The organism is Jeotgalibacillus sp. 10bf12 (assembly GCF_055597105.1).
The window spans coordinates 2,433,810-2,446,825 of record NZ_CP200276.1 but is presented as its reverse complement, the minus strand read 5'-3'; the positions used below and the strand labels follow the sequence as shown (position 1 = coordinate 2,446,825).

The window sequence follows — 13,016 nt, the reverse complement described above, 5'->3', positions numbered from 1 at the left end:
GGAGAGTGGTTTTTTTAAACCTCTTCAGCTATCATATTTCTCCAGGCCTGAGTGACATTTCCTTTTTCATTTTCATCAATAATAAAGGATCCATTCGAATAACGATCATTATTTCGAAGCTGTTTAGACTGAATCACGGTACGGTGACCATTATTTGTTTCAAGTGTAAAGTGATCACCAGGCCCTGATTTGAAAAGCTTCACAAGGCGGTGTGGATTTTTCTTTAGTTCCCTCAGCATGATCAGACCACGTTTAGCCCTTGATCCTTTTTCAAACTCAGATACTGCCATTTTTTTAACAGCACCTCTGTGTGTGACAGCGATCAGACTATCATTATCTTCAGCAATCATCGCTGAAACAACAAAATCCCCATCTTTGAGGTTTATTCCTTTTACACCAGCTGCCCGCTGACCAACAATACTAACCTCTTCTTCTGAAAACCTGAGACCGTATCCGAAGTGTGTAGCAAGCATTAACGTCTTAGTGCCGTCAGTTCTGTGTACTTCAATGACTTCATCACCTTTTTTAACATTTAAAGCGACAAGAGCCCGTGCAGTACGCTGTGCTTGATAAAGACTTAACTCCGATTTTTTGACCATACCATTTTTTGTTACAAAAATGAGTGAATCATGCTCAAAACTTCTGACTCCTTCTGCGTGAATGATTTCTTCATCCCTGTCAGCCGAAACGATTGATGAGAAATGCTGGCCAAGGTCCTTCCACCTGATCTCAGGCAGCATATGAACAGGGAAATGAATGTAATTACCCTTGTTTGTAAAGAGCAGAAGCGAATCAGTTGTATTAATATGCTGCAGTGTTAGCAATCTGTCGGTGTCTTTCATGGCAAGGTCATTTCCGTTTGAGGCAGCATAAGACCTTTGGGAGGTACGTTTGATATAGCCGTCTTTAGTCACAGATACATAGACGTCTTCACTTGCTACAAGTACTTCCATATTAATTTTGATTTCTTCAATCTCACGCTCAATTACTGAAAGTCTACTGTTTTCATATTGCTTTTTAATTGCTTTCAATTCTTTTTTGATCACTGAAAGAAGTTTTGTGTCACTTGTTAAGATCGCCTCAAGCTGTGTGACCTTAGCGTCAAGCTCAGCAGCCTCTTTTTGCAGGGCAGTCACATCTGTATTCGTCAAACGGTATAATTGAAGCGAAACAATTGCTTCTGCCTGTGCTTCAGTGAATTCAAATTGCTGCTCCAGATTATTTTTCGCATCTTTTTTGTCTTTAGAAGCACGGATTGTTTCAATAACCTCATCCAGTATTGATAATGCTTTAATTAAGCCTTCAACGATATGCTTTCGTTTAATTGCTTTATCATAATCATATTTAGTTCTTCTTGTTACAACTTCTTTCTGATGATCAATATAGGCTTCCAGTAAATCATTAAGTCCCATCAGCATTGGCCGCTTTTTATGAATTGCCACCATATTAAAATTGTAATGTACCTGAAGATCAGTGTTTTTATACAGGAAATTCAGCACGCCGTTTGCATCTGCTTCTTTTTTTAGTTCAACGACAATTCTAAGCCCTGTTCGGTCAGTCTCATCTCGGACTTCCGCGATCCCTTCAACTTTTTTATCTGCACGGTATTCATCCATTTTCTTTACGAGTACAGATTTATTTACTTCGTAAGGTATTTCAGTGATCACAAGCTGTTGTTTTGCACCACGGATGTCTTCCACATCCACTTTACCCCGGATGACAATTTTTCCTTTACCTGTACGGTAAGCATTCTCAATTCCTTCTACACCCTGAATAATTCCACCTGTAGGAAAATCAGGACCTTTAATCACTGTCATAAGATCTTCTACCGTTACATCAGGTTTCTCAATCTTCATTACTGCTGCATCAATGACTTCACCAATATGATGCGGCGGAATTTCAGTGGCATATCCTGCAGAGATTCCGGTTGAACCATTGACGAGTAAATTAGGGTAACGTGCAGGAAGAACAACCGGCTCTTCTGAAGTATCATCAAAGTTAGGGATATGATCCACGGTTTCAGATTCAATATCCCTTAGCAGTTCTCCTGAAATGGCAGAAAGTCTCGCCTCAGTGTAACGCATGGCTGCAGCAGGATCTCCATCGATACTCCCGTTATTCCCATGCATTTCAACTAGCCGGTTACGCACTTTCCAGCTTTGGCTCATTCTGACCATTGCTTCATACACAGAAGAGTCGCCGTGCGGGTGATAATTACCGATTACATTACCCACCGTTTTAGCGGATTTCCTGAAGCCTTTTAAATGAGTGTTGCCTTCCATATGCATGGCATACAAAATTCTGCGCTGTACAGGTTTCAGTCCGTCCCGTGCATCCGGCAGTGCTCTTTCCTGAATAATATATTTACTGTATCGGCCGAATCTGTCCCCTAAAACTTCTTCTAGAGGAAGATCCTGAAAACGTTCTGTTGCTGTCATTTCATTATTCCTCCTCTGATGTCATGATCTGTTCATTTTCGAGAATATTTTCGTTATCTTCCAACCCGAAGGCTACGTGTGTCTCGATCCATTTTCTTCTTGGTTCAACCTTGTCTCCCATCAATGTGGTGATGCGTCTTTCAGCTCTGGCACCATCATCAATTCTGACACGGATTAAAGTTCTGGTTGAAGGATCCATTGTTGTTTCCCAAAGCTGTGAGGCATTCATCTCACCAAGACCTTTATAGCGCTGCAGCATATAGCCTTTGCCGACTTTCTTTTGGACTTTGCCTAATTCATCGTCTGTCCAGGCGTATTCAATGACTTCTTTTTTCCCTGCGCCCTTACTGACTTTATAAAGCGGCGGTAATGCAATATACACTTTACCGGCTTCTACAAGCGGCTTCATATAGCGGTAAAAGAATGTCAGTAACAGTACCTGAATATGTGCTCCATCCGTATCAGCGTCGGTCATAATAACTACTTTATCGTATTGAACATCATCGAGATTAAAATCCGGTCCAACTCCTGCACCGATCGCATGAATAATTGTATTAATTTCTTCATTCTTAAATATATCAGCTAATTTAGCCTTTTCAGTATTAATGACTTTACCCCGCAGCGGAAGTACTGCCTGAAATTTCCGGTCACGTCCCTGCTTAGCAGAACCACCGGCTGAGTCACCCTCCACCAGGTATAATTCATTTTTCGCCGCATTTTTAGACTGCGCGGGCGTCAGTTTACCTGAAAGTATTGTATCTGACCTTTTTCTCTTTTTACCATTTCTGGCGTCTTCTCTTGCTTTTCTCGCAGCTTCTCTAGCCTGTTGAGCCCTGATCGCCTTTTTAATCAGCATAGAGCTGATATCAGGATTTTCTTCAAGGAAATACAGCAGTTTACCTGCTACAACTGCATCAACCGCAGATCGTGCCTCGGAAGTACCCAATTTACCTTTTGTCTGACCCTCGAACTGCAGGATCTGTTCAGGAACCCTGATTGAAATGATACTTGCAAACCCTTCTCTAATATCACTACCCTCAAGGTTTTTATCCTTATCTTTCAGAAGACTTACTTTTCTGGCGTACTCATTAAATACCCGTGTTACTGCAGTTTTGGCACCTGCTTCATGAGTACCGCCATCTTTTGTTCTGACATTATTAACAAAGGATAAAATCGTCTCAGAAAATCCGTCATTAAACTGAAACGCGAATTCAACTTCAATCTCACTCTGTACGCCTTCAAATGAAACGACAGGGTGTAATGTATCCTTTTCTTCATTCAAGTAAGAAACAAAGGCCTGAATACCAGTATCGAACTTAAACAGTTCTTTTTGATCCGCTCTGAGATCAGCTATTTCAATTGTAAAGCCCTTTAAAAGAAACGCACTTTCACGGAGTCTTTCACTGAGCGTTTCATAATTATAATGTGTTGTGTTGAAAATTGTCGGGTCCGGCTTAAAGTGTATCAGTGTGCCTGATTCTTTCGTTGATCCTTTTTTCTCAAGTGTCGTTACCGGTTTGCCTCCATTTTCAAAACGCTGTTTAAAAACAGAGCCATCCCGGTAAATTGTTACTTCGAGCCATTCAGATAGTGCATTCACAACAGATGCACCAACACCGTGCAGACCACCACTTGTTTTATATCCGCCCTGACCGAATTTTCCTCCCGCATGAAGAACTGTAAAAATGACTTCCGGGGTTGGCTTTCCAGAGCGGTGCATTCCTGTAGGCATACCTCTTCCATAATCCCTGACAGATATACTGTCATCCTTATGAATTTTTACATCTATACGATTTCCGTAGCCACCAAGTGCTTCATCCACGGAATTATCTACGATTTCATAAACAAGGTGATGTAATCCTCTTGCATCAGTAGAGCCTATATACATACCAGGCCTTTTTCGGACGGCTTCCAGACCTTCAAGCACCTGGATTGCATCATCGTTATATTCCATCATTGATTTTTTAGTCACTCAAAATTCCCCTTCCAGCTATACAAACAGGTGTTCGTTTTTCTTCATTATAGCATATAAATGCTGTACCCATCATATTCTATACTTATTTTATCAGGCATTTCAAATGCAATTAGATAAAATACTTGTGTCAACCCGTAATATTTTTTATTTTACTGAAATTAAAACAATAAAAAAGCACTGCAGATTGCAGTGCTCAATTTTTATGGCTGTGTAATACTGTGTTCGACTTTAATGCAGCGGTCCATAATGACTTTTCTGCCTTCTGAAGTTAACTGATTAAATACTTCTTTATCCACCACGTCAAGCTGTGTCCAGAAAACAGGTGCAGTGGTTTCAAGATAATCCGCTGCAAGGTCTTTTAAAAATTCTGACCGCCTGAATACATTTACTATATCCACGTGATCAGGAATGTCTTTCAGACTTTTTAAAGATTTTTCACCTAAAGCTTCATCAATCATCGGGTTCACCGGAATAATTTTATATCCGGCATCCTGCATCGCTTTAGAAACACTGTGTGAAGTCCTGGCAGGATTATCACTTAAGCCGACAACCGCAATTGTTTTAGCGTCCTGTAAAATTGATCTGATTTCATTACGTTCAGGATTTTGCATTTAACACATCTCCTTATTCTTCAATAAGTCCTTTACCCAGCAAAAATTCCTCTGCGACAGCTCTGTAATCTTCTCCGTCGATATCAACTTTCGCATTCATTTCCTGCATCTCTTCTTCTGAGATCTGGCCTGCAAGACCGCTCATCACTTCTTCAAGTTCAGGGTAATTGTCCAGAATTTCCTGACGGACAAGCGGCACTGCGTCATATTTAGGGAAGAAGCCCTGATCATCTTCAGTTGTTGCAAGTTCAAATCTTTCTATTCGTCCGTCTGTAGTAAAGGCTGGAATCACATCAACTTCACCTGTTCTGACAGCATCATACATAATACTCGCATCAAAGCTTTCAGCTGATGTAAATTCAAATCCATAAGCTTCTACAAGCGCGTCATACCCATCTGCTTCCCGCTCATAAAATGAGTGAGGTGCACCAAAGACGAGATCACTGCTCACTTCTGCAAGTTCGCTGTATGTTGAAGCTTCTAAATCTTCCCCGCTTCTGTACGCCATTGTATAACCATTTTCAAAACCAAGCGGCTCTAGCCATGTTACTTCGAAACGCTCTTCATATCCTTCTCTTACACGTTCCAGAACAGAATCGCTGGATTCACCCTGATCAGCTTTTTCATTTAAAACAGCCTCAAGTCCAGTCCCTGTGTACTCAACATACATATCAATATCCCCATTTTCAAGTGACGGCGTAAGGATAGATACCTCTCCAAGCCCTTCCTCAAGTTCTACATCATAGTCTGAATTCGCTTCAATGTAAAGCTCAAGGATATGCGGGAGAATGTATTGTTCTGTCCAAGGTTTTCCTGCTACGATAATTGGATCACTGGCACCCCCGGAGCCACTGTCACTTCCACATCCTGCAATGATTCCTGATAAAGCAATTAACGATGCGCCTGCAATTTTTTTTGAATGTTTCATTCGATCACTCCTCATTATGATTTTAACCCTTTTGGTGTTGTTTTCTTTTCTAGCATTTTTAATATAAAGTCAAACATCAGTGCTAAGAGTGCCACCGGTATAGCGCCTGCCAAAACGAGATTATTATTATAAGACTGCAGGCCTCTCCAAATTACGTCACCAAGCCCTCCGGCTCCTACGAATGTAGCCAGTGTGGCAACTCCTACTGTTAAAACAGTTGCTGTTCTGATTCCGGCCATTAAAAAAGGCAGGGATAATGGCAGTTCAATTTTAAATAATATCTGGCTGTTCGTCATACCCATTCCGCGCCCTGCTTCAATTACTGCCTGATCGACCCCGGTGATCCCTGTATATGTATTTCTTAAAATCGGCAGCAACGCGTATATAATCAGCGCAATCAGAGCTGTTTCAAATCCAATACCCATAACCGGTACTAGAAATCCGAATAAAGCAAGACTTGGGATCGTTTGAAAAACGGCAGTAACACCAATATAAAACTCTGCCACTTTTTGATTTCGTGAAATGAAAATACCGAGTGGCAGACTGATAAGAATGGCAATAAAAATAGCAGTAAAAGATAAGTAAAGATGCTCAAGCGTAGCTTCAACGATCAGGTCCTGACGGGATGTAACAGTATCTATAAAAGATTGAAATATATTCATCCGATCGCCTCCTCTTCATCGATTCCAGCTAAAGCTGTTAAAAGACGATCCTTTTTTAGCACGCCGATTACCTGACCATTTTCCTGAACTGCAGCTGTATCAACCTTGTACTTCACAAAATACCTGACTGCTTCTTTAATTGTTGAGGAACTCTCTAAAACATGTTCGCTTTGTGGACGATCATTCATGGTGTGTATAAATGGCTTAATACTCTGTCTGGAGTGATCATTCAGATAGGTCTGGATCCGTTCTTCCCCTATAAATGATCGGACAAAGTCATTAGCAGGATTTTTAAGGAGGTCATTTGGTGCTGCGATCTGCTGAATCACACCGTCTTTCATCACAACAATTTCATCAGCTACTTTCAATGCTTCATCCATGTCATGTGTAACAAAAACGATGGTTTTCTTGATCGTTGTCTGGAGCTGTTTAAGTTCATCCTGCAACTGTTCTCGGCTGATGGGATCAAGTGCACTGAAAGGTTCATCCATTAAGATGATCGGAGGTTCCCCTGCAAGGGCACGCACAACACCTACACGCTGCTGCTGTCCACCGCTCAATTCAAGCGGATATCGCTTTTTATAAATTTCCGGATTTAATCCTACAAGATTCAGCAGTTCATCCACTCTGTTTTCATATTCAGCTTTCTTTTTACCTTTGAGCTTAGGGATCAGTCCAACATTCTCTTCAATCGTCATATGCGGAAAAAGACCGATTCGCTGTATAACATAACCGATATTTCTTCTCAGCTCTACTTCTTTAATGTTACTTGTGTCTTTACCATCAATTTCGATTGTTCCCGATGTGATACTGATCAGACGATTGATCATTTTCATGGTTGTTGTTTTACCGCAGCCACTGGGACCGATCAGTGCGACAAGCTGCCCCTCTTTTATATGTAAGTTCATGTCTTTGATTGCTTCCGTCCCGTCGTCAAAGGTTTTGGAAACATTATTAAACTTGATCATAGATCTACCCCTTCCCTATATCTTTCAATTATTTCCCCTAGTACAATCCTCATAAACTTCATTTTTGTATAATTCGACATTTTTATTACACTAAAGTTTTTTAGGCGTGATGAAAAACTTATTTTTTAAGTCAATTTTCATGATAAGATAAGAATATTCATTATACATTTTTTAAGGAGATTAAAAATGGAATTTGCAATCATTTTTATTATCGCCTATATTCTCGGTTCAATACCGTCAGGACTCTGGGTGGGTAAAGCGTTTTATAAAAAAGATATCAGAAATTTCGGCAGCGGAAACCTTGGCGCTACAAATACCTTCAGGACACTCGGGAAAAAAGCAGGCATCGTTGTGACGATGATTGATATTTTAAAAGGAACAGCAGCTACGCTGACACCTGTTCTATTTGGTCAGCCTGAACTGATGCTTGTTGCTGGTGTAGTGGCAGTTATTGGTCACATTTTCCCTGTGTTTGCCGGCTTTAAGGGCGGGAAGGCCGTAGCCACTTCTGCCGGAGTGGTACTCGGATATGAACCGATTCTTTTTGTGCTGGTTGTACTTGCATTCCTTATTGCCTTAAAGCTGTCTAAATATGTATCACTTTCCTCTATGGCAGCAGCCGCATTTGGTATTATCTATTGCCTGTTCTTTACAAGTGATCTGTTTTTAACGATTATAGTCGGTGTAATGGCAATTTTTATTGTAGTGAGACATAAAGATAATATCACAAGAATAAAAAACAAAACCGAGCCAAAGATTAAGTGGATGTAAAAAACCGTGCTGTCAGGTGACAGCACGGTTTTTTAATGCGCTAAATATGGAGAAACAAATATCATCACAATCGCTGCAGCAGCTAAAATGCCGGTAGCGGTCAGAAATGAACGACGATTTTTCTTGCTTACTACAACGAGTCCAAAATAAATAATAGCACCAACTAAAATTGATAGAAGTGCTTCAACGTAATAATCTGGCTCAAGCTGAATGAATACCTGAATCGCCAGCCCTCCAAAAATAAATGCTCCAATGATCCAAAACAGATTTTTTTCCATCTGTAACACCCTTTCTTTGTCACAATATATAACTTACTTTATAATGTAGATTAATTAAGCAGCATTCAGCTGTATTCATGAAAGGAGTTTTTCAATTGAATATTACTTTGTCTGATGACGCACTTGAATGGTTTAAAAGCGAAATGCAAATTGAAAAGGGCTCCCACGTAAGGTTCTTTGCTAAATATGGAGGTTCCAGTGCTGTACAGGATGGGTTTTCTTTAGGGGTTTCCAAAGATGAACCTATCGAACCTGCAGCAGAAACTGAAATGTCAGGCATACACTTCTTTGTAGAAGAAAGTGACGTCTGGTATTTTGATGGACATGACCTTCATGTAGCATATGATACAAAACTTGAAGGTCCTGAATATGAGTATAAAAAAGCTTAAACCGCAGAAATGCGGTTTTTTTAATTTAATCGAAAACGTTTAATATGCTCTGTTAATCCTTCTGCTTCTAGGATTTCGAGCTGTGTATGCCCGATTAAATCATAGTGTGAGTATCCGTCTTCCCTGATATGAATCCACTCTTTTTTTAGTCCATATTGACTGCCCCACTTATAAAGCTGGTCAATGCTAAGTGCTCCAACCTTTGTGACAGTTTTCATCTGACTGAAGCGGTCATCGACCCAAAAATGGGTTAAAAAAGCAATTTTACCGTTATCAATATCCTGCTTCCACTTTACGAGTTCAGCCCTCTTTATCCCAAATGCCATTAACGCTTACTCTCCTGCATATCGAGCTGCTTTTTGTTTTGTTCACAGGCCTCATGCCATGCCGGAAAAAATTTTTTAACTGACACGGGTCTGAAATTATCTTTTTTTACACATACATGCTTTGAAAGCCCTGAAGCTGCCAATGTGCCGTCATTCAGCAAAATTTCATATCCATAATGAGTTCTTAAGCCGTCATAGTGTTCCATCCATGTATGTATTGTTACCTTATCTCCATACTTCGCAGGGCTTTTATAGGATATATTGATATCCATTACAGGGGCCAGAATCCCTTCGTCTTCCATATCAGAATATTTGAATCCCATCGTCTCAATTAATGATGTCCGCCCGATCTCCATCCATACTAAATAATTCGCATGATAAACAACACCCATTTGATCCGTTTCAGCATAGCGTACTTCAATCTCTTTCTTAGCTGTGAGCATGAAAAACCCTCATTTCATTACAATGTAGCCTCATTATATCTGAAATCTTTAATAAAAAAAATAAAAGCACCCTATCCGTCGGGACAGAATGCGATCTGATTAGTTTTTTTCACTCCAAGTAGCCCATCGTTTTTCCAGACGCTCTTCAATGCGATCCATTTTCACAGGATCTTTTTTGATGTCAGATCGATTCTCTGCCAGCAATTCCTGAAAAGATTTACCTTTCACTCTCATTCTCTTAACACCTCCTATTACAGTATGTCACAGATGAAGACACTTTAAACTAAAATAGTTAGAATTTTTCAATTATTAAACACAAAAAATCCGGCAGTCATCAAACTGCCGGATTTAATCAATTATACAGTTAATTTATCACGCAGAACCATTCTTAAAATCCCGCCGTGACGGTAGTAGTCTACTTCTACATCTGAATCGAAACGTGCAAGCACTTCAAATTCAGTTACTTTCCCGTCTTCATCAGTTGCTGTAACTGTCAGGATATCACGAGGCTTCACATCATCTGTAATGTTTACAGCGATTGTTTCCTTACCTGTTAATCCTAACGTTTCTGCACTGTCGCCTTTTTTGAATTGAAGCGGCAGTACACCCATGAATACAAGGTTTGAACGGTGAATACGCTCATAGCTTTCTGCAATGACTGTCTTAATGCCTAAAAGGTTAGTTCCTTTTGCAGCCCAGTCACGTGAAGAGCCCATTCCGTAATCTTTACCTGCAAGTACAACCAGACCTGTATTGTTTTCCTGATACTTCATACAAGCATCATAAATTGCCATCACATCACCAGTTGGCCAGTAAGTTGTATATCCACCTTCAGTACCAGGAGCAATCTGGTTACGGATACGGATATTTGCAAATGTACCACGCATCATTACTTCATGGTTACCACGGCGGGAACCATATGAGTTGAAATCACGGATCTCAACACCGTTTTCACGCAGGTATTTTCCTGCAGGTGTATCTTTACCAATCGCACCAGCCGGAGAAATATGGTCAGTTGTAACAGAATCTCCAAACTTACCTACAACACGCATTCCGCTAAGCGTTTCGATCGCAGATGGGTGTTCTGTAAGTCCTTCAAAGAATGGCGGGTTCTGAATGTATGTTGAATCATTTGAAAATGCATAAAGTGCATCATCATTTGTTTCAATTTCATTCCATCTTTCGTTGTTGTCAAATACGCGCTCATACTCTTCACGGAAAAGTTCAGGCGTTACAGTTGATTTAACGATTTCATTGACTTCTTCTGTAGTCGGCCAGATGTCTTTAAGGAAGATATCCTGTCCATCTTTCCCTTTACCGATCGGGTCGTTTTGAAGATCAATGTCCACAGTACCTGCAAGTGCATAAGCAACAACCAATGGTGGAGATGCCAGGTAGTTTGCACGTACTAATGGATGGATACGTCCTTCAAAGTTACGGTTTCCAGATAGCACTGATGATACAAGCAGGTCACTTTCTGAAATCGTTTTTTCAATTTCAGGAAGAAGCGGGCCTGAGTTACCAATACACGTTGTACAGCCATAACCAACCAGGTCAAAGCCCAGATTTGCAAGTGGATCAAGCAGATTAGCATCACGAAGATAACCTGAAACAACTTTTGAACCTGGTGCAAGTGATGTTTTTACGTACTTTGGTACTTCCATTCCAAGCTCTACTGCTTTTTGAGCTACTAAGCCGGCACCAAGCATTACGTAAGGGTTAGACGTATTTGTACAGCTTGTAATCGCAGCAATTGCAATTGCACCAGTCTTCATAGGTGCTACATCACCATTACTGAATTCAACAACTGCTTCCTTATCGATTTCCTGTTTTTCAAGTCCGAATCCCTGAACACCTTCTTTTGCAGTAAGTGCTTTATGGAATTCTTTTTGCATTGCTGATAACGGGATCAGATCCTGAGGACGTTTTGGTCCTGAAAGGTTCGGCTCAACGACTGACAGGTCAAGCTCAACAACATCCGTATATGTTGGATCTTCCTTATCAGTTGTAAAGAACATATCATTACGCTGCAAATATTCTTTTACTACTGCAATGTCGCTGTCTTCACGGCCAGTTAAGCGCATGTAGTTAAGTGATTCTTCATCTACAGGGAAAAATCCGCATGTAGCACCATATTCAGGTGCCATGTTTGCGATTGTTGCACGGTCTGCAAGTGGCAGATTCGCAACACCGTCACCGAAGAATTCAACAAACTTGCCTACTACGCCCTTTTGACGGAGTACCTGTGTTACCTTCAGTGCTAGGTCAGTTGCAGTTGCCCCCTGAGGCAGCTGGTTCTTAAGGCGTACACCGATTACTTCAGGAATCGGGAAATATGAAGGCTGTCCAAGCATACCTGCTTCAGCTTCAATACCACCAACACCCCAGCCTAATACACCAATACCATTGATCATTGTTGTATGAGAATCAGTTCCCACAAGCGTGTCAGGGAAAGCAATTGTTTCGCCTTCAGCATTCTCAATTGCATGAACAACGTTCGCAAGATACTCCAGGTTTACCTGGTGTACGATACCTGTAGCAGGTGGAACTGCACGATAATTGTCAAATGCTTTTTGAGCCCATGAAAGGAACTGGTAACGCTCTGCATTACGTTCGAATTCAAGGTCCATATTGACCTGAAGTGCATCCGGTGTTCCGTACTTATCTACCTGTACTGAATGGTCAATAACAAGGTCAACCGGGATTTCAGGATTGATTTTGTCAGGTGATCCGCCCATTTTAGACATTGCATCACGTAATGAAGCAAGGTCAACAACTGCCGGTACACCTGTAAAGTCCTGAAGAATAACACGAGAAGGCTTAAATGGCACTTCTGAATCCTTTACTTCTTCAGAACCCCAGTTTGCAAGGTTTTTAATGTGATCTTCTTTAATCACTCTTCCGTCATATTGACGTAATACAGATTCGAGCAGAACACGAATCGAGTATGGCAATTTAGAAATGTTTGTAAAGCCCTTTTCTTCAAGCGTTTTCAGCTCGTAGTAATGATAGCGTTTACCTTCTAGCTCAAAAGATTTTTTCGATTGGAAAATATCCTGATTAGCCATCTTTTTTCCCCCTCAATATTTTGTAAAGCGACGTTATGTAACTTTTTTCGCACAATTCAATCTTAATACAATTAACTTCATAAGTAAATATCAATAAAGTTATGTTATTTGATAAGCAGAACTTATCAAAAAAGCGATTTTCGATTAATAACTCCCTAA

The 13,016-nt window shown here is 40.6% G+C and carries 13 protein-coding genes; 2 read left to right on the top strand and 11 right to left on the bottom strand.

Annotation, left to right across the window (positions count from 1 at the left end; genetic code table 11):
* Nucleotides 1–14 precede the first annotated feature (14 nt).
* From parC to DH10bf12_RS12635, 6 genes are all read right to left on the bottom strand, one after another.
* The gene (parC, locus tag DH10bf12_RS12660) at nucleotides 15–2,438 is read right to left on the bottom strand and encodes a DNA topoisomerase IV subunit A (protein ID WP_471735631.1); all 2,424 of its coding nucleotides are present in this window, start codon (nucleotides 2,436–2,438) and stop codon (nucleotides 15–17) included.
* A 4-nt stretch (nucleotides 2,439–2,442) separates the two neighbouring features.
* Entirely contained in the window at nucleotides 2,443–4,395 is a 1,953-nt protein-coding gene (gene parE / locus DH10bf12_RS12655; protein WP_471738236.1) for a DNA topoisomerase IV subunit B, read from the bottom strand.
* A 218-nt stretch (nucleotides 4,396–4,613) separates the two neighbouring features.
* Nucleotides 4,614–5,024, bottom strand: coding sequence for a CoA-binding protein (locus tag DH10bf12_RS12650; protein ID WP_471735630.1), 411 nt, complete (start codon nucleotides 5,022–5,024; stop codon nucleotides 4,614–4,616).
* 13 nt (nucleotides 5,025–5,037) lie between these two features.
* Nucleotides 5,038–5,952: a glycine betaine ABC transporter substrate-binding protein gene (locus DH10bf12_RS12645; RefSeq protein WP_471735629.1), complete on the bottom strand. Its 915-nt coding sequence runs from the start codon at nucleotides 5,950–5,952 to the stop codon at nucleotides 5,038–5,040.
* A 14-nt stretch (nucleotides 5,953–5,966) separates the two neighbouring features.
* Complete coding sequence (locus tag DH10bf12_RS12640) at nucleotides 5,967–6,614, bottom strand: ABC transporter permease (protein ID WP_471735628.1); 648 nt, start codon at nucleotides 6,612–6,614, stop codon at nucleotides 5,967–5,969.
* Nucleotides 6,611–7,582, bottom strand: coding sequence for an ABC transporter ATP-binding protein (locus DH10bf12_RS12635; protein ID WP_471735627.1), 972 nt, complete (start codon nucleotides 7,580–7,582; stop codon nucleotides 6,611–6,613). Before DH10bf12_RS12635 ends, DH10bf12_RS12640 begins: the two co-directional genes overlap by 4 nt.
* Before the next feature lie 186 nt (nucleotides 7,583–7,768).
* Here DH10bf12_RS12635 and plsY point away from each other — a divergent pair, with 186 nt between their 5' ends.
* Nucleotides 7,769–8,353, top strand: a complete 585-nt coding sequence (plsY, locus tag DH10bf12_RS12630) for a glycerol-3-phosphate 1-O-acyltransferase PlsY (protein WP_471735626.1) — start codon at nucleotides 7,769–7,771, stop codon at nucleotides 8,351–8,353.
* A gap of 32 nt (nucleotides 8,354–8,385) precedes the next feature.
* Here the strand turns inward: plsY and DH10bf12_RS12625 are convergent, their stop codons facing one another.
* Nucleotides 8,386–8,631: a twin-arginine translocation signal domain-containing protein gene (locus DH10bf12_RS12625; RefSeq protein ID WP_471735625.1), complete on the bottom strand. Its 246-nt coding sequence runs from the start codon at nucleotides 8,629–8,631 to the stop codon at nucleotides 8,386–8,388.
* A 95-nt stretch (nucleotides 8,632–8,726) separates the two neighbouring features.
* On the opposite strand from DH10bf12_RS12625, the gene DH10bf12_RS12620 reads away from it, so the two are divergent.
* Nucleotides 8,727–9,020, top strand: coding sequence for a HesB/YadR/YfhF family protein (locus tag DH10bf12_RS12620; RefSeq protein ID WP_471735624.1), 294 nt, complete (start codon nucleotides 8,727–8,729; stop codon nucleotides 9,018–9,020).
* Between the two features lie 20 nt (nucleotides 9,021–9,040).
* On the opposite strand, the gene DH10bf12_RS12615 is transcribed toward DH10bf12_RS12620, so the two are convergent.
* The 4 genes from DH10bf12_RS12615 to acnA form a co-directional block, all read right to left on the bottom strand.
* On the bottom strand, nucleotides 9,041–9,346 hold the full coding sequence (locus DH10bf12_RS12615) for a hypothetical protein (RefSeq protein WP_471735623.1): 306 nt from the start codon (nucleotides 9,344–9,346) through the stop codon (nucleotides 9,041–9,043).
* Nucleotides 9,346–9,789: an acyl-CoA thioesterase gene (locus DH10bf12_RS12610; RefSeq protein WP_471735622.1), complete on the bottom strand. Its 444-nt coding sequence runs from the start codon at nucleotides 9,787–9,789 to the stop codon at nucleotides 9,346–9,348. Before DH10bf12_RS12610 ends, DH10bf12_RS12615 begins: the two co-directional genes overlap by 1 nt.
* Before the next feature lie 99 nt (nucleotides 9,790–9,888).
* Complete coding sequence (locus DH10bf12_RS12605; protein WP_471735621.1) at nucleotides 9,889–10,023, bottom strand: FbpB family small basic protein; 135 nt, start codon at nucleotides 10,021–10,023, stop codon at nucleotides 9,889–9,891.
* Between the two features lie 122 nt (nucleotides 10,024–10,145).
* Nucleotides 10,146–12,857, bottom strand: coding sequence for an aconitate hydratase AcnA (gene acnA, locus DH10bf12_RS12600; RefSeq protein ID WP_471735620.1), 2,712 nt, complete (start codon nucleotides 12,855–12,857; stop codon nucleotides 10,146–10,148).
* Nucleotides 12,858–13,016: the final 159 nt, after the last annotated feature.

Bases quoted from the DNA above. Each gene is read 5' to 3' on its own strand.
- parE (WP_471738236.1), bottom strand. From the start codon at position 4,395: ATGATGGAATATAACGATGATGCAATCCAGGTGCTTGAAGGTCTGGAA.
- acnA (WP_471735620.1), bottom strand. From the start codon at position 12,857: ATGGCTAATCAGGATATTTTCCAATCGAAAAAATCTTTTGAGCTAGAA.
- plsY (WP_471735626.1), top strand. From the start codon at position 7,769: ATGGAATTTGCAATCATTTTTATTATCGCCTATATTCTCGGTTCAATA.
- DH10bf12_RS12605 (WP_471735621.1), bottom strand. From the start codon at position 10,023: ATGAGAGTGAAAGGTAAATCTTTTCAGGAATTGCTGGCAGAGAATCGA.
- parC (WP_471735631.1), bottom strand. From the start codon at position 2,438: ATGACAGCAACAGAACGTTTTCAGGATCTTCCTCTAGAAGAAGTTTTA.
- DH10bf12_RS12625 (WP_471735625.1), bottom strand. From the start codon at position 8,631: ATGGAAAAAAATCTGTTTTGGATCATTGGAGCATTTATTTTTGGAGGG.
- DH10bf12_RS12610 (WP_471735622.1), bottom strand. From the start codon at position 9,789: ATGCTCACAGCTAAGAAAGAGATTGAAGTACGCTATGCTGAAACGGAT.
- DH10bf12_RS12635 (WP_471735627.1), bottom strand. From the start codon at position 7,582: ATGATCAAGTTTAATAATGTTTCCAAAACCTTTGACGACGGGACGGAA.
- DH10bf12_RS12640 (WP_471735628.1), bottom strand. From the start codon at position 6,614: ATGAATATATTTCAATCTTTTATAGATACTGTTACATCCCGTCAGGAC.
- DH10bf12_RS12645 (WP_471735629.1), bottom strand. From the start codon at position 5,952: ATGAAACATTCAAAAAAAATTGCAGGCGCATCGTTAATTGCTTTATCA.
- DH10bf12_RS12615 (WP_471735623.1), bottom strand. From the start codon at position 9,346: ATGGCATTTGGGATAAAGAGGGCTGAACTCGTAAAGTGGAAGCAGGAT.
- DH10bf12_RS12650 (WP_471735630.1), bottom strand. From the start codon at position 5,024: ATGCAAAATCCTGAACGTAATGAAATCAGATCAATTTTACAGGACGCT.